The organism is Bacillus sp. BB081 (assembly GCF_008368895.1).
GTDB classification, from domain to species: domain Bacteria; phylum Bacillota; class Bacilli; order Bacillales; family Bacillaceae_G; genus Bacillus_A; species Bacillus_A wiedmannii.
Window position 1 is genome coordinate 1 of the sequence record NZ_QOZX01000070.1, and the last position, 17,536, is coordinate 17,536.

A 17,536-nucleotide genomic window follows, 5' to 3' on the forward strand; every position below is an offset into this window, starting at 1 on the left:
ATGGTGACATGTGGAGCTGACGAATACTAATAGATCGAGGACTTAACCATATAATATGAAGCAAATGTTATCTAGTTTTGAAGGAATATGCCTTCATAGTTTGGTGATGATGGCAGAGAGGTCACACCCGTTCCCATACCGAACACGGAAGTTAAGCTCTCTAGCGCCGATGGTAGTTGGGACCTTGTCCCTGTGAGAGTAGGACGTCGCCAAGCAACTATTAAACCGCAGTAGCTCAGTGGTAGAGCTATCGGCTGTTAACCGATCGGTCGTAGGTTCGATTCCTACCTGCGGAGCCATTGGAGAGCTGTCCGAGTTGGCCGAAGGAGCACGATTGGAAATCGTGTATACGTCACAAGCGTATCAAGGGTTCGAATCCCTTGCTCTCCGCCATAGGATTTATCATATTTGGCCCGTTGGTCAAGTGGTTAAGACACCGCCCTTTCACGGCGGTAACACGGGTTCGAATCCCGTACGGGTCACCACTTTTGGAGGATTAGCTCAGCTGGGAGAGCACCTGCCTTACAAGCAGGGGGTCGGCGGTTCGATCCCGTCATCCTCCACCATATAAATTATATGAATATTATTATCGCGGGGTGGAGCAGCACGGTAGCTCGTCGGGCTCATAACCCGAAGGTCGCAGGTTCAAATCCTGTCCCCGCAACCAAATGGTCCCGTGGTGTAGTGGTTAACATGCCTGCCTGTCACGCAGGAGATCGCCGGTTCGACCCCGGTCGGGACCGCCATTTTAATAAGGCTCGGTAGCTCAGTCGGTAGAGCAGAGGACTGAAAATCCTCGTGTCGGCGGTTCGATTCCGTCCCGAGCCACCATTTATCTTAATAATATACGCCGGCTTAGCTCAATTGGTAGAGCAACTGACTTGTAATCAGTAGGTTGGGGGTTCAAGTCCTCTAGCCGGCACCATGTAAGTTTCGGAGGGGTAGCGAAGTGGCTAAACGCGGCGGACTGTAAATCCGCTCCTTCGGGTTCGGCAGTTCGAATCTGCCCCCCTCCACCATTTACATAGGGGCATAGTTTAAAGGTAGAACTGAGGTCTCCAAAACCTCCAGTGTGGGTTCGATTCCTACTGCCCCTGCCAAATATATTTACACAACATGGCGGTTGTGGCGAAGTGGTTAACGCACCGGATTGTGGCTCCGGCATTCGTGGGTTCGATTCCCATCAGTCGCCCCATTTTTATTTTTAAAATTACAAATAATCTAATTGATACTTACATATAATTAAGTAAGAATTCGATGGGCTATAGCCAAGCGGTAAGGCAACGGACTTTGACTCCGTCATGCGCTGGTTCGAATCCAGCTAGCCCAGCCATTTTCGCGGAAGTAGTTCAGTGGTAGAATACAACCTTGCCAAGGTTGGGGTCGCGGGTTCGAATCCCGTCTTCCGCTCCAATAAAATTTAACATGGCGGCATAGCCAAGTGGTAAGGCAGAGGTCTGCAAAACCTTTACCACCGGTTCAAATCCGGTTGCCGCCTTTCTTTTGTGCCGATGTGGCGGAATTGGCAGACGCGCACGACTCAAAATCGTGTTCCTTCGGGAGTGTCGGTTCGACCCCGACCATCGGTATCATGAACGGCGTAAAAAACTCTATACAGTTAGTATAGAGTTTTTTTGTGTTTTCTTTTCATTACATGACAAAATAAGCACAAAAAGTGTACGGTGAGTAAACTGCGAAACATTAAAAGGATAAAAACAAACATTCATTTTTATCCTTTTAATTGTGGTATTCTATAAAATTCCAGCAAAATATTGTATATACAATATTCCCTTCGAGCACTCTAGAGAGAATTTCTCCACCCCGGTGACATGAAGTTAAATCCGACAGCACCAGTAGATATTAGTACATTATCAACGGTTAAGTTTGTAATTTCTAAAAACCTCTTTTCAAACTCTTCTTTGTTGTACTTGTACATAGTTGAGTGGCACGCCCACATGTGCGTTGAAGTACTCAACCAATCTCCTAATTCCTTTAATTCAGGAAACGACTCAAATTGAATTGGTTCATCTAATTTCATGAATCTCACTTGATAGATAGTTGGGTTTAACTTCTCTCCTATTCCTTTCAGACCATGTGCTTTTTTCTCATGTGAATGTGTCATAATTCTCCCTCCATCTTTCTTCAAATTTTTTCCTGTTTTTATTATACAACAATAGAAAGTAGTTATAGGAATATTATGGAAATATGTATCGGCGATATAAAAAGACTCTAACATTTCTGTTAGAGTCTTTTTTGTTAAATTATACTATGTGCTTCTAAAATTCGTAATAAATGTAGAAATTCATGTATAATATAACTTGTCGAAAGAACAAAATGATAGTAATTTATATTATGTCTGTAATATGAATCAAAAATGAACTTTTTATATTTCTTTTAAAAATGTGTTGAATACACATTATATTTCATATTAATATTTTTATGTAGATTTAAAACGGGAAAGAGAGTGGAAAGTATGGGTCGTAAATGGAATAATATTAAAGAAAAAAAAGCATCAAAAGATGCAAATACAAGCCGTATATACGCGAAATTTGGACGTGAGATTTATGTGGCAGCAAAACAAGGCGAGCCAGATCCAGAATCAAACCAAGCGCTTAGAGTTGTATTAGAACGTGCGAAAACATACAACGTGCCAAGAACAATTATTGATCGTGCAGTTGAAAAGGCAAAAGGCGGTTCAGAAGAAAATTATGACGAGCTTCGTTATGAAGGATTCGGACCAAACGGATCTATGGTAATTGTAGATACACTTACAAATAACGTAAACCGTACTGCAGCAGATGTACGAGCTGCATTTAGCAAAAACAGTGGTAACATGGGTGTAAACGGTTCTGTAGCTTACATGTTTGATGCGACAGCTGTTATCGGTCTTGAAGGTAAAACATCAGATGAAGTTCTTGAAATTTTAATGGAAGCAGATGTTGATGCACGTGACATTCTAGAAGAAGAAGATTCTGTTATCGTGTATGCTGAACCTGATCAATTCCATTCCGTACAATCTGCACTTAAAGATGCTGGTGTTGAAGAATTCACAGTTGCAGAATTAACAATGCTTGCACAAAGTGATGTAGAACTTCCTGAAGATGCTCAAGTACAATTTGAAAAAATGGTTGATGCATTAGAAGATCTAGAAGATGTGCAACAAGTTTACCACAACGTAGACTTAGGAGAATAATACGATAGAAGCCCCTATTCATTTAACGGATAGGGGCTTTTTTTCATGAAGTTAATTAAGAGGATGAATTAGTAAAGGTATTTTGTTTTAGACAGGGAATATGCTTATAGGGATATATGAAATAATCATTATTTCTAGGAGGTTTAATATGGAACATAAAACACCAAAGCATATCGTTGCTGTAGCAGGTTATTTAACAAATGAAAAAGACGAAGTGTTATTAGCTAAAGTACATTGGCGATCGGATACGTGAGAGTTGCCAGGAGGACAGGTGGAAGAAGGAGAAGCGCTCGATCAAGCTGTTTGTAGGGAAATAAAAGAGGAAACAGGATTAACGGTGAAGCCTATCGGTATTACAGGAGTTTATTATAATGCTTCCATGCACATTCTAGGTGTTGTTTTTAAAGTGGCATACGTGAGCGGTGAAATACAAATTCAGCCTGAAGAAATACAAGAGGCTAAATTTGTTGCTTTAAATGAAGAGAATATAGATGAGTATATAACGCGTCCTCATATGAAATCCAGAACGCTTGATGCGATGAGAGCAACACATTGTATTCCGTACGAAACGTGGGAAGTGCAGCCATATAATTTAATAGGTAGATTGTAAAGAAAAGAGTAGCCGGTTTGAGATACAATCAAATCACTACTCTTTTTTGTATACTGTTTAAGAAAAAGGTCAAAATAATAATAGTGCTAGTATTGATTTCAGGAACGTTTGTTCTGTATAATGTATGATATATTGTATACATTTAGATTACTAGATACTTACAAATATATATTTTGTAGATGATATAATGAAAATAGGATGTTTTAATAGGGAAGTATAGGCTTAAGGTATACTCTGTTATTGGTTTAGCATAATCTATATTCAATATTTCAGATGAATAGTAGATAAAAAAGGACTGTGATACAATACTTTTTTATCCAACTATTTGCCGGGCAGCCCGATTGGTGAGGGCTGATTAAAGTTTCACTTTATACCTTACAATGATGTAAGGTACGTGTAAGAGAAATCGATGGGATATTTTTTTACAACAAGGTATTCTTAAAGTAAGAGTTATACGCTGTGTGGAAAAGAGGTGTTTAAGATGAAAGAACGAGTATTATCTAGGGTGAACTATCATCAAAAAGTTGCATTAAATCCAATGACTAAATTCTTTTATAAAGCCATTATTTTATTATTATTGTTAAGTTTTACGTTATTATTCATTGGAAATGTAATGATCGAGCAAAGTGATATTAGTAAATTACATGTACCGGCTAAGTTAGAGGTGCCAGAATCATTAACACATGCATTTATTGCGACAGAAGATAAAAGGTTTTATCATCATAACGGTTTAGATTATATAGCGATTGTCAGAGCGTCTGTTGAGAATATAAAAGCTGGTGGTGTTGTGCAAGGCGGAAGCACAATTACACAACAGTTATCCAAAAATGCTTTTTTAACGAATGAACGTACATTTTCTCGTAAGTGGAAAGAAATTTTTTATACGAAAAAAATTGAACGTACATTTACAAAGGATGAAATTTTAAAATTGTATGTAAGTAATATTTATTACGGAGAAGGAGCATGGGGAATTGAAAAAGCAGCAAACCTTTACTTCGGTAAAAAGGTGAGCCAATTAACGTTGGCTGAAAGTGCAATGATGGCTGCTGTAGTAAAGGCACCCGCTTATTACTCACCTGCACAAAATTATGATAAGGCCGTAGAGAGACGAAATGTCGTTTTGAGATTAATGGAGAAAGAAGGCTATATCAATCATAATGAGTATGTGCAAGCAGTTAGTGAGAAGTTAGTAATTCGTCATGATATAAAAACAGAGCAGTCGATGTTAAATAGTGCTCGTGAAAAAGCAGTAAGCTAAAGGAAGTTCCTACATAGGAGCTTCCTTTTTTTGAATAAATTGTGACAAATTGTGACACAATATCGTCACAATTATTGTGTTTTTGTAATTTATGTGAGCGTGTTCATTGCGTGACATATATAAGTGTTGATATTATGTGTATTGTGTACAATGCTGTATACAGAATATGAATTTAAAGAGGAATGTATATGAAATCAAATAAACTCATGGCTCTTGGTGTAGTTTTTTCTATCGCAGTATTGATTGTAATCGGAACAATTGCGTATAGCATCATAAATGACAAAAAAGATAAAGGGAATGAGATGTTTGCTTATTCCACACAACAATCTTTAGGGAAAGATGATGCCCCAGTTAAGGTAGTTGAATTTGGAGACTTCAAATGTCCTGCTTGTCGTACTTGGGATGTAACAGTATTACCACGATTAAAAGAAGAGTATATCGATAAAGGTAAAGTGCAGTTATATTTTATTAACTTCCCATTTATCGGAAAAGACTCTGATTTAGGTGCAGCAGCTGGTGAAGCAATTTATAAACAAGATCAAGATTCATTCTGGATTTTCTATGATGAGATTTATCAAAGTCAAAAGAAAGACACAGAAGAATGGATTACAGAAGAATTACTTCTTAACATTGTGAAAGAAAAGCTTCCGAAAGTTGATGTAGAACAATTTAAGAAGGATTTACACAGTAAAGAAATGAAAGAAAAAGTACGTAAAGATTCAGATCGTGCTCAAAAATTAAAAGTTCAAGGTGCTCCTTCAGTATATATAAATGGAAATCTTGCAAACCCTGATTTCGATAGTATGAAGAAGGCAATTGATAAAGAATTGAAAAAGTGATGAGATACTCATCACTTTTTCGACTTTTTTCGATAAAATTCTTGCTTCCGTTTTTTTTACATGCTATACTACTTTACATAAGTTATTCTAATATCTTATATTTATTTCATATTTGCGGGTGTAGTTTAGTGGTAAAACAAGAGCCTTCCAAGCTCTGGTCGAGAGTTCGATTCTCTTCACCCGCTCCAAATTTTATTAAATGTTTTTCTATAAATTGTGATCAACGCAGTGTTTCGTTTCTAAGATAAACGAGGCATTGCGTTTTTTAATGTTTGAAAAACATAATTGTATGCGAAAATAGAAGTAAAGAATAGTATTCCAAAAGTGAATTGCTAACCAATAGATCGTTACATAAAGGATGGATTCATCTGAGGAGGCGATTAGGAATGGATTTTGAACAATTAAAGCAAGATGTCATTGCGTATAGTAAAACAATTGGTATAGATAAAATAGGCTTTGCTAGTGCGTCACCATTTGAGGAATTAAAGCAGCGTTTAATCCAGCAACAACAATTAAATTATCAATCGGGATTTGAAGAGTCTGATATAGAAAAGAGAACGAACCCACAGCTTCTACTACCTGGTGCAAAATCAATTATTGCGATTGCATTAGCGTATCCTTCAAAATTAAAAAATGCACCATTAAGTAAGCGCGGAGAACGCCGCGGTATTTTTTGTCGTGCCTCTTGGGGACAAGATTATCATCTTGTTTTACGAGATCGTTTGCAAAAATTAGAAGCATATTTAATCGAAAAACTTCCCGATATAGAAGTTAAGTCAATGGTTGATACGGGTGAATTAAGTGATCGAGCTGTTTCGGAGCGTGCCGGTATTGGATGGAGTGGTAAGAATTGTGCTATTATTACACCTGAATTTGGTTCATATGTATATTTAGGAGAAATAATTACAAACGTTCCCTTCCCACCAGATCAGCCGATAGAAGATCAATGTGGAAGTTGTACAAAATGTATTGATGTTTGTCCTACAGGCGCTTTAATACAAGGAGGACAGTTAGATTCGAAGAAATGTATTGCATTTTTAACACAGACGAAAGGATTCCTACCGGAAGAATACCGCGACAAAATAGGAAATCGTATTTATGGATGTGATACATGTCAGACCGTTTGTCCGAAAAATAAAGGAATGGATTTTCATAATCATCCTGAGATGGAACCAGATCCTGAGTTAGTTAAGCCATTATTAACACCACTTTTAACAATTAGCAATCGTGATTTTAAAGAGAAATATGGAATTATGTCTGGTTCATGGAGAGGTAAAAAGCCGTTGCAACGAAATGCAATTTTGGCACTTGCTCATTTTAAAGAGGCATCAGTAATTCCTGATTTAATTGGTGTTATGAAAGACGATCCAAGACCGGTACTTCGCGGAACAGCAGCATGGGCACTTGGGAAAATTGGTGGAGATGGCGTGGGCGAAGCTATTGAAAAAGCGATGCAACGTGAGAAAGATGGAGAGGTTCTTCATGAAATGAATCGCGGACTTGAATTGTTAGCGCAGAAAAAAGAGTAGATAATATCGCCCTTCTTCATATTGTAATATGGGAGGGAGACGAAATGGTTGTAAAAATAAATATTGAAAAGCAAGTACAACAATTTTTAGCATATGTAACAGAGAAACGAACAAATGTAGATGGTATTGCTGAAGATTTATTACAAATAGCACAGAGAAAGAAACAATTGTTTCAAAAGCGTAATGCAGAGATAGTGAAAGCAACTGCGGATGTTTCTTTCATGAGACAATTAAATAATAGCAATCATCAAGAAATTGATTATCAAATACATTTTAAATATTTAATTAAGCATAAAGAATTATTTTATATCGAAGAGGAACAACTAAAACGAAGAGTTTGTTTAAATAATAGCCGGGTAATAGGTGATTATGCTATTGAAGTGCCAGAAGCTGTTGGAATGAGTGAGACGTTAGAAAGGGAAGTTACAAAAGAGAAGTACGGTTCTTATCAGTACAACCGTTTAGAGGCAGTTAAATATGCAGAGCGTTGGTGGGATGATCGAAACCCTGTATATCGTAATTTCCCTGATAATTGTACGAATTTTATTTCTCAATGTCTTCATACTGGAGAAGTACCAATGAATGGATATCCTAATATTCGCAAAGGATGGTGGCAAAGGGAGAATCAGTGGAGTTGGAGCTGGGCTGTCGCACACTCTTTTTATTGGTATTTGTCAGGTGCTACAACAGGGCTTCGAGCTGAAGCGGTAGAAAGGCCAGAGGACCTTATTCTTGGTGATGTCATCGCTTATGATTTCGAGGATGATGGTAGGTGGAATCATACGACGATTGTAGTAGCAAAAGACGCAGATGGTATGCCACTTGTAAATGCACATTCAGCGAATAGCCGTCGGCGTTATTGGAACTATGAAGATTCTAGTAAATATACACCACAAATGAAATATAAATTCTTTCATATTATTAATGGGTAGAGATTTTTCGCTCAAGTGGTATAATACGTAGTAGACAAAAAACAGAGGTGAATATCGCGTGGGAGTACATGTTGTTTTATATCAACCAGAAATTCCAGCAAATACAGGGAATATTGCTCGTACTTGTGCAGCAACTGGAACAGAATTACATTTGATTAGACCGCTTGGATTTTCAACGGATGATAAAATGTTAAAGCGTGCAGGATTAGATTATTGGCAGCACGTGAAAGTTACGTATTATGATTCAATTGAAGAATTTTATGAGAAAAATAAAGACGGTGAATTCTTCTATTTAACAAAGTATGGCGAAAAAGCTCATACAGCATTTGATTATAGCAAACGTGAGAAGGATTACTATTTTGTATTTGGAAGAGAAACAAACGGCTTACCAGCTAATGTAATCGAAGAAAATTTCGATCATTGTTTACGTATTCCAATGACTGATAAAGTGCGCTCATTAAATTTATCTAATACAGCAGCTATTTTAATTTATGAAGCATTCCGTCAACAAAATTATCCGGGATTAGATTTAGAAATTGTTTATTAAAAGTCGCCATATGGCGACTTTTTTTCTAAAAATAAAAATAATATGTAATCATACATTTAAAAAAGGGTACATATTCATATAGAATGGGATATATGAATAAAAATAGATTAGACGGGTTGAGATAAATATGAAGGAACAATATAATAATCAAAATACCTTTTTAAGTATGATAGATATGGATTTAATAAGAAGAGGACTATTACATGCTATTCAAGATTTAGTATTTATTGTGAAAGTTATAGATGAGGAAACCTTTAAATACATTTATATAAATAAGATAGGTATGGATTATGCGAAGCTAAGCGAAGAATGTTATGGAAAAACGTTTGCTGAAGTATTATCAGAAGATACGGCGGAAATATTGCAAGTGCAATATGCAAAAGTAGCGAGCAAAGCGAAAGCACATACCTTTTGTGATGTAGTTAGTTTACCAAAGGGTGAGTTACATTATGAATCTTCACTTAATCCTGTATTCGACGAAGAAGGAGTATGTCAGTTTATTATTTGTATTACGAGGGATATCACAGCTCAGATTGAGGAAAAGGCAGAGATAGAGGAAAAACAAATGTTGTTTAAGTCGTTATTAGAATATAATAATGACTCCATTATATCTATGGATTCTATAGGTAGAATTACATATGCAAATCCAGCAACGTATGAAATATTTGGATATCGACATGAAGAATTACATAATAAATTTATTTTTGAATTTATTAATAAAGAATATGAAAAAGATTTTCAAATTATATTTAAAGGAGCCTTGCAAGGAAGGGCAAAACAAATTGTTTCAAAGAAATATGTTCATAAAGAAGGGTACGAGCTCTATATTTCTTTGAGAACTATTCCGATTATTGTGAACGCCGAAATTGTGGGGGTATATATTGTTACGAGGGATGTTACAAGGCAAGTATTGAATGAAATGCGAACAGAATATTTAGCTTATTATGACCAATTAACAGGATTAATGAATAGAATTTCATGTGCAAATAAGTTAAATGTTTTTTTAAATGATAATACAGCGTTTGCGCTTGTTTTTATAGATTTAGATGAATTTCACCTTATTAATGATACGTTTGGTCATAAAGAAGGAGATAAAGTATTACAAAAAGTTACAGAATGTTTAAGCAGTCTTCAAATAGACGGTATGCACTTATTTAGAGAACACGATGATCAATTTGTTATGTTAATAGAAAATATAACGAAAGAACGTGTAGAGATAGTTGCAAAAAGCATACTAAAAAAGATTAGTGAGCATTTTGTAATCGAAGAAGAGGACGTCTATTTAAGTGCATCAATCGGAATTGTAATGGCTCCAACAGATGGAGAGGATGAAAAAATATTATTCCAAAGAGTTGATGCTGCTTTGGAAAAGGCAAAAGAAAAAGGAAAAGGGCATTATCATTTTTATTGCAGTGGATTAGATTGTGAGCGTGAACAAAGATTTATAATAGAAAACCAATTGCATCGTGCTATAGAAAAAAATGAATTCTGCTTGTATTATCAGCCACAAATGAATATTGAAACGAAAAAAATAGCGAGTATGGAAGCTTTAATAAGATGGGAGAATAAAGAATTGGGATTTGTCTCTCCCAATCAATTTATTCCGCTAGCAGAAAGAACAGGATTTATTATTAAGCTTGATGAATGGGTAGTAAATGAAGTGTGTCGGCAAATACGTGAATGGTTAAATAAAGGATATGAAGTTGTCCCGATTGCAGTTAATATTTCAGCCAGGCACTTTCGCTCGATTACATTAATAGAGATGATTACACGGGCGTTACATAAGTACAATGTACCAGCTCATCTATTAGCGATAGAGGTTACAGAAGGAGCCCTTATGCATAAAGACATATCGAAAAGGGTATTGCTACAATTAAAAGAACAAAATTTAAAGATTCATTTAGATGATTTTGGGACGGGATATTCATCTTTAAGTTATTTAAAAACGTATCCAATTGATACGTTGAAAATTGATCGTTCTTTTATGGAAGGTATACATGTAGATGAACGTGATACGAATATTACAGCTGCAATTATTCATTTAGCTCATACTTTGGAATTAAATGTAATTGCAGAAGGAGTAGAAAAAGCGGAACAAATACAATTTTTGAAGGAAAAGAATGTGAAGTTTGTGCAAGGTTATTATTATAGCCGCCCCTTATCAAAATATGATGTGGAAAATGTGTATTATAAATGATTGATAAAAAAAGTGATGTGCTAAGAAGCACATCACTTTTTATGTGTACCGGGTTTATCATTGTAACCAGATGTGAAAATAGCTGTAAGAAATGTGAGTGATACACCTAAAATTAATAATAATTTCATACTAATATCCCTCCTATTATTCAGTTTACGGATCTTAAACATGAATCAAAATGTATGTAAGGTTCTTGGAAGAAAAGAATTTATTTAAAATGAATAGAGGTGTAAAAACTTTAATACCTATATTATACAGAATTTTCTTTGAATTTTGGAGAGAATTTTATAGAACTACTGTATATTTCATTTTGATTTAAAGAATGTTTAAGGACATCCTAGCATACCTTTTATAATAATCCGATTGAACAAGGAGATGGGGGAGGAGCTATAATGGATATTCTAAAAAAGATTGAACAGCATCGAGCAGCAGAAGAACGGTTACAGTGGGAAGGTACGTTTGCGGAGTATTTAGAGCTTGTGAAGGAAAGACCATGGGTGGCTCAAACAGCACACTCTCGCATTTACAATATGATAAAAGATGCTGGAATCGAAGAAGTAGATGGTAGAAGAAAGTATAACTTCTTTAGTAATCAGCTATTTGGATTAGAGGATGCTTTAGAACGTCTTGTGGAGGAATATTTTCATCCATCTGCAAAACGATTAGATGTTAGAAAACGTATTTTATTATTAATGGGTCCTGTTAGTGGAGGGAAATCAACATTAGTTACGATGTTGAAACGAGGATTAGAAACATATTCACGAACAGATCGAGGAGCAATTTTTGCAATTAAAGGCTGCCCAATGCATGAAGATCCACTGCATTTAATTCCGCATCATTTACGGGATGATTTCTTTGGTGAGTATGGAGTTAGAATTGAAGGGAATTTATCGCCACTAAACGTAATGCGTCTAGAGCAAGAATATGGTTCAAGAATTGAGGATGTAGTTGTAGAGCGTATTTTCTTCTCGGAAGATCGCCGTACAGGGATTGGTACATTTAGCCCGTCTGATCCTAAATCACAAGATATCGCCGATTTAACAGGTAGTCTGGATTTTTCAACAATCGCAGAATATGGTTCAGAATCAGATCCACGAGCGTATCGCTTCGATGGAGAATTGAATAAGGCAAACCGTGGGATGATGGAATTCCAAGAGATGCTAAAATGCGACGAGAAGTTTTTATGGCATTTATTATCGCTTACGCAAGAAGGGAATTTCAAAGCGGGAAGATTTGCGCTTATTTCAGCAGATGAATTAATTGTAGCGCATACGAATGAAACGGAGTATCGTTCCTTCATAGCAAACAAGAAAAATGAAGCATTGCACTCAAGAATTATTGTAATGCCAGTTCCATACAATTTACGAGTGAGTGAAGAAGAACATATTTATGAAAAAATGATTCGTGAAAGTGATGTATCCAATGTGCATATTGCACCGCACACACTTCGCGTTGCAGCAATGTTTACGATTTTAACTCGTTTAAAAGATCCGAAGCGTCCAGATATTGATTTAATTAAAAAGATGCGTTTATATGATGGAGAAACGGTAGAAGGTTATAATGCGATTGATGTAGAGGAGCTGCAACGTGAATATCAAGATGAAGGTATGAGAGGTATTGACCCTCGTTATGTTATTAACCGAATTTCCTCTACAATTATTCGAAAAGAGGTACCATCTATTAACGCATTAGATGTACTTAGATCGCTCAAAGACGGATTGGATCAGCATCCGTCAATTAGTAATGAAGATCGAGAGCGTTATATGAATTTCATCTCATTAGCGAGAAAAGAATATGATGAAATTGCGAAGAAAGAAGTACAAAAAGCATTCGTGTATTCATATGAAGAATCAGCGAAGACACTTATGGATAATTACTTAGATAACGTTGAAGCATATTGCAATAAATCGAAATTACGTGATCCATTAACAGGTGAAGAAATGAGTCCAGATGAAAAGCTAATGCGCTCAATTGAGGAGCAAATTGGAATTTCAGAAAATGCTAAGAAAGCATTCCGTGAAGAAATTTTAATTCGCATTTCTGCTTATGCGCGTAAAGGAAAACGCTTTGATTATAATTCACATGAGCGTCTTCGTGAAGCGATTCAGAAAAAACTATTTGCTGATTTAAAAGATATAGTGAAAATTACAACATCAACGAAAACGCCAGACGAAAATCAGCTTAAGAAAATCAATGATGTTGTTGCACGCTTAATTGATGAGCACGGCTATAATTCTTCATCTGCGAATGAATTATTACGCTATGTAGGTAGTCTGCTAAACCGATAGTTTGATAACAAAACGCTGTCTCTTGTATTTTGCGGGACAGCGTTTTATTATCCATTTATATGTGTAAAGTGTCATACCTTGTCCAAATGTAATAAATTAAGATGCAATTTCATGAATTTATTGTCAATTATTTTTACAATATGCATATGATAGAGTAACCAACCATTCATACGAAAAAAGCCAACACAATACAATATGTTGCAAAGTGTAAATGTGTGCAACTATGCATTGTGTTTCTTTCTTATCAACGGCTGAATATTTCTTTCTAGTATGTGAGTGGCAAAATTTTGTTTAGGATGCTCGGAGTATTATATGAAAAACGTTATATATGTTTATGGGATGAATTTCGATGGGCAGTTATCTTTCATTCTAGCTTGCACAGTATAAAACAAAATTTCTAGCTTACTGTTCATAGGGGAAGACAATTACAGTAAGGAGGGAAAGAAATGGGTGAAGAAAACCAACCAAATTATACGATTTCACAGGAAAACTGGTCCCTCCATCGCAAAGGATATGACGACCAACAACGCCATCAAGAAAAAGTACAAGAGGCAATTAAGAATAATTTACCCGATCTTGTAACAGAAGAAAGCATAGTTATGTCTAATGGTAAGGATGTTGTAAAAATACCGATTCGTTCTTTAGATGAATATAAGATTAGGTACAATTATGATAAAAACAAACACGTTGGGCAAGGAAATGGTGACAGCAAAGTTGGTGATGTCGTTGCGAGAGATGGATCAGGTGGTCAAAAGCAAAAAGGACCAGGAAAAGGGCAAGGAGCAGGGGACGCGGCTGGAGAAGATTATTATGAAGCTGAAGTCTCTATTTTAGAATTAGAGCAAGCATTTTTCAAAGAGTTAGAGCTGCCTAATTTAAAGAGAAAAGAAATAGATGAAAACCGGATTGAACATGTTGAATTTAATGACATTAGAAAGACTGGATTATGGGGAAATATCGATAAGAAACGAACGATGATATCCGCATATAAACGAAATGCGATGCGTGGTAAAGCCTCTTTTCATCCGATTCACCAAGAAGATTTAAAGTTCCGCACTTGGAATGAAGTATTAAAGCCAGATTCAAAAGCTGTTGTATTAGCGATGATGGATACGAGTGGATCGATGGGAATATGGGAGAAATATATGGCACGTAGCTTCTTTTTCTGGATGACGCGATTTCTACGAACGAAGTATGAAACAGTAGATATTGAGTTTATTGCCCATCATACGGAGGCAAAAGTAGTTCCAGAGGAAGAGTTTTTCTCAAAAGGAGAAAGTGGCGGAACGATATGTTCTTCTGTATATAAAAAAGCACTTGAGCTAATTGATAATAAATACTCACCAGATCGCTATAATATTTATCCATTCCATTTTTCAGACGGTGATAATTTAACTTCAGATAATGCTAGATGTGTAAAACTTGTTGAAGAATTAATGAAGAAGTGTAATATGTTTGGGTATGGGGAAGTGAATCAGTACAACCGCCATAGTACCCTCATGTCAGCCTATAAAAACATTAAAGATGAGAATTTTAGATATTATATTTTAAAGCAAAAAGCAGACGTATTCCATGCGATGAAGAGCTTTTTTAAAGAAGAATCCGGAGAAAAAATGGCATAACCCCCGTAAAAAGGGGTTATTTTTTCGTTAACTTTTTATTTTTTTAGTTGACAATGATAATGAAAATCATTATCATTTATTCGAGATATGATTACATTTAGATTTATATATTTTGGAGGAGATGTAAAGTTGAAAAAAAATAAAAGAAAACATATAAATGCGATGATTATCGCTGCGGCGTTATCACTTCCATTTGCCACGTATTCAACGCCTGCTTTAGCGGCAGTAGCAATTGAGGCTAATAAAAAGGGATATGCTTTAGACGATGGTACATATGATGCTGTTATTAAAGCATATAAAGATAAAACGAATGAGGAGTCTATGGCAGCTGTTTATATAAAGGATCCGAAATTAACAATTGAGAACGGAAAGAAAATTGTAACGGCAACGTTAAGTGATAGTGATTTCTTTAAATACTTGAAAACAGAGGATATTCATACTCCAGGTGTGTTCCATGATGTAAGAGTAATATCAGAAGATAAAAAGAAAAATGGAACGAAAGTGATTCAGTTTGAAGTAGGGGAATTAGGGAAAAGGTATAATATGCAAATGCATATTTATATTCCGACAATGGCCTATGATAATAAGTATCAAGTGCAATTTGAAGTAAATACATTGAATTTAGAGAACAGTGCTCCAGAAGAACAAAAGGAAAATAAAGAGGATAAAGTAGATCAACAAGATGCGAATGTGATAGTAGATAAGCAATTACAAAGGCATATTAATAAATATAACTTGAATAGAGAGAATCTAAATACGCCAATAACTAAGGAAGATTTATTAAAAGTTAAATCTTTAATAGTCGTTGAAGCCAAAAGTAAAGGAATACAAGACGTAAGCGGTCTAGAATATATGACGAACTTAGAAAACTTAACGTTGGAAGAAGTTAAGTTAGAAAATATACAATTTATCTCGGGTTTGAGACAATTGAAATCATTAAGTATAACCTATGGCGAACTTGAAGATATTGGACCTTTGGCTGAGTTAGAGCAGATTGAGTTTTTAACTTTGAGAAACAATAAAATCTCAGATGTAAGCCCATTAAGTCAAATGAAGAAGATTAAAATGCTAGATTTAAATAGTAATTATATAAAAGATATTAAACCATTATTTACAGTAACAACTTTAAAGACTTTGACTGTAGCAAATAATCAAATTAGTAATGCCAATCTTGCTGGGATTGAGCAATTGAAAAATGTGAAGAGTTTATCTTTAAGTAACAATGGACTGACTAATATTGAACATATTACACCAATGAAAAAGTTAGTAGAGTTAGATCTTTCTAAAAATGAATTAGAAAACATCGAACCTGTATCAAGATTGTCTACCGTACAATCACTTAATTTAGAAGAAAACTATATCTCAGACATAACGCCACTTAGCCAATTAACAGGTTTATACGATTTAAAGCTAGGGTCAAATGAAATTCGTGATGTTAGACCGGTTCAAGAGTTAGGGAAAAGAATGTACATTGATATTCAAAGACAAAAAATCTTTTTAGATGATGTAGAAAAAGATAAGGAAGTTAAAATACCTATCTATAATTTACAAGGAGTGCCACTCGATACTGTTCAATTAAAGAATGGAGATGGAATAGTTAATAATGGTTCTGTTAAATGGAGTACTACTGGTGAAAAAACATACGAATTTATGTTGGATATAAAACCAGAAGAGAATCGTATTAAGTTTAATGGAACAGTAATTCAAAATGTTGTTGAAAAGTTAGATGAAATAAAAGGGAATGATGAACAAAAGGAAAATATAATTCTTGATAAAACTTTACAACAACATATTAATAAAGAGAATTTAGGTAGAGAGAATTTAAACGCTGCTATCACAAAAGAAGATTTATTGCAGATTAAAAAATTAGAGATACTTAAAGAAAAAGGAAAAAATATAAAAGATATAACAGGTTTAGAGTACATGGCGAACTTAGAAAAACTCACTTTAGAAGGAGTAGGTTTGAAGAATATTGAGTTTATCTCGAACTTAGAAAAGTTGAACGATGTGAATGTATCTCATAATCAGATTGAAGATATAACACCACTATCTTCATTAAAAAGTCTACAGTGGTTAAATCTTGCTGATAATCAAATTAAAGATGTTTCAGTTCTTAGCCCAATGTTAGACCTACTCAGTTTAAAATTAGCTGGAAATGAGATTCGTGATGTAAGGCCGTTAATACAATTAGGCCAATGGTTTTCAATTGATGCCGGGAGACAGAAAATCTTTTTAGATGAAGCAAAAGTAAATGAAGAAATTCAAGTTCCTGTATATGATTTAGAAGGAGAAATTATTGGGAATATTAAACTGACAAGTGAGGGTGGAACATTTAATAACGGAGTAATAAAATGGAGTACTCCAGGTGAAAAGGTGTATAAATTTGATTTAGATTCGGATGAAATTAGTATAAGTTTTAACGGAACAGTAATCCAGAATATAGTTGAAAAAGAAGAAGAAAAAGAACCAGCAAAAGAAGTTGAAGAATCAAAAGAAGAAGAAAAAGAACCAACAAAAGAAG

At 35.2% G+C, this 17,536-nt stretch carries 11 protein-coding genes, 16 tRNA genes, 1 rRNA gene and 1 pseudogene; 28 read left to right on the top strand and 1 reads right to left on the bottom strand.

What is annotated here, in order from left to right; all coding sequences use genetic code 11:
• The first annotated feature begins 99 nt into the window (after positions 1 to 99).
• From rrf to DN394_RS23580, 16 genes are all read left to right on the top strand, one after another.
• Positions 100 to 215 (top strand): 5S ribosomal RNA (gene rrf, locus DN394_RS23505).
• A 9-nt stretch (positions 216 to 224) separates the two neighbouring features.
• Positions 225 to 299: transfer RNA gene (locus tag DN394_RS23510), tRNA-Asn, on the top strand.
• 2 nt (positions 300 to 301) lie between these two features.
• Positions 302 to 393, top strand: a tRNA-Ser gene (locus tag DN394_RS23515).
• A gap of 17 nt (positions 394 to 410) precedes the next feature.
• Positions 411 to 485 (top strand) — tRNA-Glu (locus DN394_RS23520).
• Positions 486 to 490: 5 nt separating this feature from the next.
• Positions 491 to 566: transfer RNA gene (locus DN394_RS23525), tRNA-Val, on the top strand.
• Between the two features lie 24 nt (positions 567 to 590).
• Positions 591 to 667, top strand: a tRNA-Met gene (locus tag DN394_RS23530).
• A gap of 3 nt (positions 668 to 670) precedes the next feature.
• Positions 671 to 746 (top strand) — tRNA-Asp (locus DN394_RS23535).
• Positions 747 to 755: 9 nt separating this feature from the next.
• Positions 756 to 831 (top strand) — tRNA-Phe (locus DN394_RS23540).
• A gap of 18 nt (positions 832 to 849) precedes the next feature.
• A tRNA-Thr gene (locus DN394_RS23545) sits at positions 850 to 925 on the top strand.
• Between the two features lie 10 nt (positions 926 to 935).
• Positions 936 to 1,019 (top strand) — tRNA-Tyr (locus DN394_RS23550).
• A gap of 7 nt (positions 1,020 to 1,026) precedes the next feature.
• Positions 1,027 to 1,100: transfer RNA gene (locus DN394_RS23555), tRNA-Trp, on the top strand.
• A gap of 19 nt (positions 1,101 to 1,119) precedes the next feature.
• Positions 1,120 to 1,195, top strand: a tRNA-His gene (locus DN394_RS23560).
• Positions 1,196 to 1,258: 63 nt separating this feature from the next.
• Positions 1,259 to 1,333, top strand: a tRNA-Gln gene (locus DN394_RS23565).
• Between the two features lie 5 nt (positions 1,334 to 1,338).
• Positions 1,339 to 1,413, top strand: a tRNA-Gly gene (locus DN394_RS23570).
• 14 nt (positions 1,414 to 1,427) lie between these two features.
• Positions 1,428 to 1,498 (top strand) — tRNA-Cys (locus tag DN394_RS23575).
• Positions 1,499 to 1,507: 9 nt separating this feature from the next.
• Positions 1,508 to 1,589: transfer RNA gene (locus DN394_RS23580), tRNA-Leu, on the top strand.
• A 212-nt stretch (positions 1,590 to 1,801) separates the two neighbouring features.
• Here the strand turns inward: DN394_RS23580 and DN394_RS23585 are convergent.
• Positions 1,802 to 2,122, bottom strand: a complete 321-nt coding sequence (locus DN394_RS23585; RefSeq protein ID WP_046956772.1) for a DUF3884 family protein — start codon at positions 2,120 to 2,122, stop codon at positions 1,802 to 1,804.
• Between the two features lie 351 nt (positions 2,123 to 2,473).
• On the opposite strand from DN394_RS23585, the gene DN394_RS23590 reads away from it, so the two are divergent.
• The 12 genes and pseudogenes from DN394_RS23590 to DN394_RS23645 form a co-directional block, all read left to right on the top strand.
• A complete protein-coding gene (locus DN394_RS23590) occupies positions 2,474 to 3,193 on the top strand; it encodes a YebC/PmpR family DNA-binding transcriptional regulator (protein ID WP_000532975.1) in 720 nt (239 codons plus the stop codon).
• A 148-nt stretch (positions 3,194 to 3,341) separates the two neighbouring features.
• Positions 3,342 to 3,803 (top strand): annotated as a pseudogene (locus DN394_RS23595) (NUDIX hydrolase).
• Positions 3,804 to 4,284: 481 nt separating this feature from the next.
• The gene (locus DN394_RS23600; protein ID WP_000664710.1) at positions 4,285 to 5,061 is read left to right on the top strand and encodes a transglycosylase domain-containing protein; all 777 of its coding nucleotides are present in this window, start codon (positions 4,285 to 4,287) and stop codon (positions 5,059 to 5,061) included.
• A gap of 188 nt (positions 5,062 to 5,249) precedes the next feature.
• The gene (locus DN394_RS23605; protein WP_000841324.1) at positions 5,250 to 5,900 is read left to right on the top strand and encodes a DsbA family protein; all 651 of its coding nucleotides are present in this window, start codon (positions 5,250 to 5,252) and stop codon (positions 5,898 to 5,900) included.
• Between the two features lie 114 nt (positions 5,901 to 6,014).
• A tRNA-Gly gene (locus DN394_RS23610) sits at positions 6,015 to 6,088 on the top strand.
• Positions 6,089 to 6,286: 198 nt separating this feature from the next.
• Positions 6,287 to 7,429: a tRNA epoxyqueuosine(34) reductase QueG gene (gene queG / locus DN394_RS23615; RefSeq protein ID WP_098953767.1), complete on the top strand. Its 1,143-nt coding sequence runs from the start codon at positions 6,287 to 6,289 to the stop codon at positions 7,427 to 7,429.
• 44 nt (positions 7,430 to 7,473) lie between these two features.
• Positions 7,474 to 8,361: an amidase domain-containing protein gene (locus DN394_RS23620; RefSeq protein ID WP_000260555.1), complete on the top strand. Its 888-nt coding sequence runs from the start codon at positions 7,474 to 7,476 to the stop codon at positions 8,359 to 8,361.
• A gap of 58 nt (positions 8,362 to 8,419) precedes the next feature.
• Complete coding sequence (gene trmL / locus DN394_RS23625) at positions 8,420 to 8,908, top strand: tRNA (uridine(34)/cytosine(34)/5-carboxymethylaminomethyluridine(34)-2'-O)-methyltransferase TrmL (RefSeq protein WP_000538149.1); 489 nt, start codon at positions 8,420 to 8,422, stop codon at positions 8,906 to 8,908.
• Positions 8,909 to 9,035: 127 nt separating this feature from the next.
• Positions 9,036 to 11,105 carry a sensor domain-containing protein gene (locus DN394_RS23630; RefSeq protein ID WP_098953768.1) on the top strand — a complete coding sequence of 690 codons (2,070 nt, stop codon included), beginning with the start codon at positions 9,036 to 9,038 and terminating at the stop codon, positions 11,103 to 11,105.
• Positions 11,106 to 11,497: 392 nt separating this feature from the next.
• Positions 11,498 to 13,393 (top strand): PrkA family serine protein kinase, encoded by a 1,896-nt coding sequence (locus DN394_RS23635; RefSeq protein ID WP_000353275.1) that lies wholly within the window; start codon positions 11,498 to 11,500, stop codon positions 13,391 to 13,393.
• Positions 13,394 to 13,839: 446 nt separating this feature from the next.
• Positions 13,840 to 15,015, top strand: coding sequence for a sporulation protein YhbH (gene yhbH / locus DN394_RS23640; protein WP_000503501.1), 1,176 nt, complete (start codon positions 13,840 to 13,842; stop codon positions 15,013 to 15,015).
• Between the two features lie 129 nt (positions 15,016 to 15,144).
• Positions 15,145 to 17,536: leucine-rich repeat domain-containing protein (locus tag DN394_RS23645; RefSeq protein WP_149294296.1), on the top strand; the 2,392-nt coding region annotated here is incomplete at its 3' end.

Bases quoted from the DNA above. Each gene is read 5' to 3' on its own strand.
- DN394_RS23630 (WP_098953768.1), top strand. From the start codon at position 9,036: ATGAAGGAACAATATAATAATCAAAATACCTTTTTAAGTATGATAGAT.
- DN394_RS23590 (WP_000532975.1), top strand. From the start codon at position 2,474: ATGGGTCGTAAATGGAATAATATTAAAGAAAAAAAAGCATCAAAAGAT.
- DN394_RS23585 (WP_046956772.1), bottom strand. From the start codon at position 2,122: ATGACACATTCACATGAGAAAAAAGCACATGGTCTGAAAGGAATAGGA.
- DN394_RS23635 (WP_000353275.1), top strand. From the start codon at position 11,498: ATGGATATTCTAAAAAAGATTGAACAGCATCGAGCAGCAGAAGAACGG.
- DN394_RS23600 (WP_000664710.1), top strand. From the start codon at position 4,285: ATGAAAGAACGAGTATTATCTAGGGTGAACTATCATCAAAAAGTTGCA.
- DN394_RS23605 (WP_000841324.1), top strand. From the start codon at position 5,250: ATGAAATCAAATAAACTCATGGCTCTTGGTGTAGTTTTTTCTATCGCA.
- DN394_RS23620 (WP_000260555.1), top strand. From the start codon at position 7,474: ATGGTTGTAAAAATAAATATTGAAAAGCAAGTACAACAATTTTTAGCA.
- queG (WP_098953767.1), top strand. From the start codon at position 6,287: ATGGATTTTGAACAATTAAAGCAAGATGTCATTGCGTATAGTAAAACA.
- yhbH (WP_000503501.1), top strand. From the start codon at position 13,840: ATGGGTGAAGAAAACCAACCAAATTATACGATTTCACAGGAAAACTGG.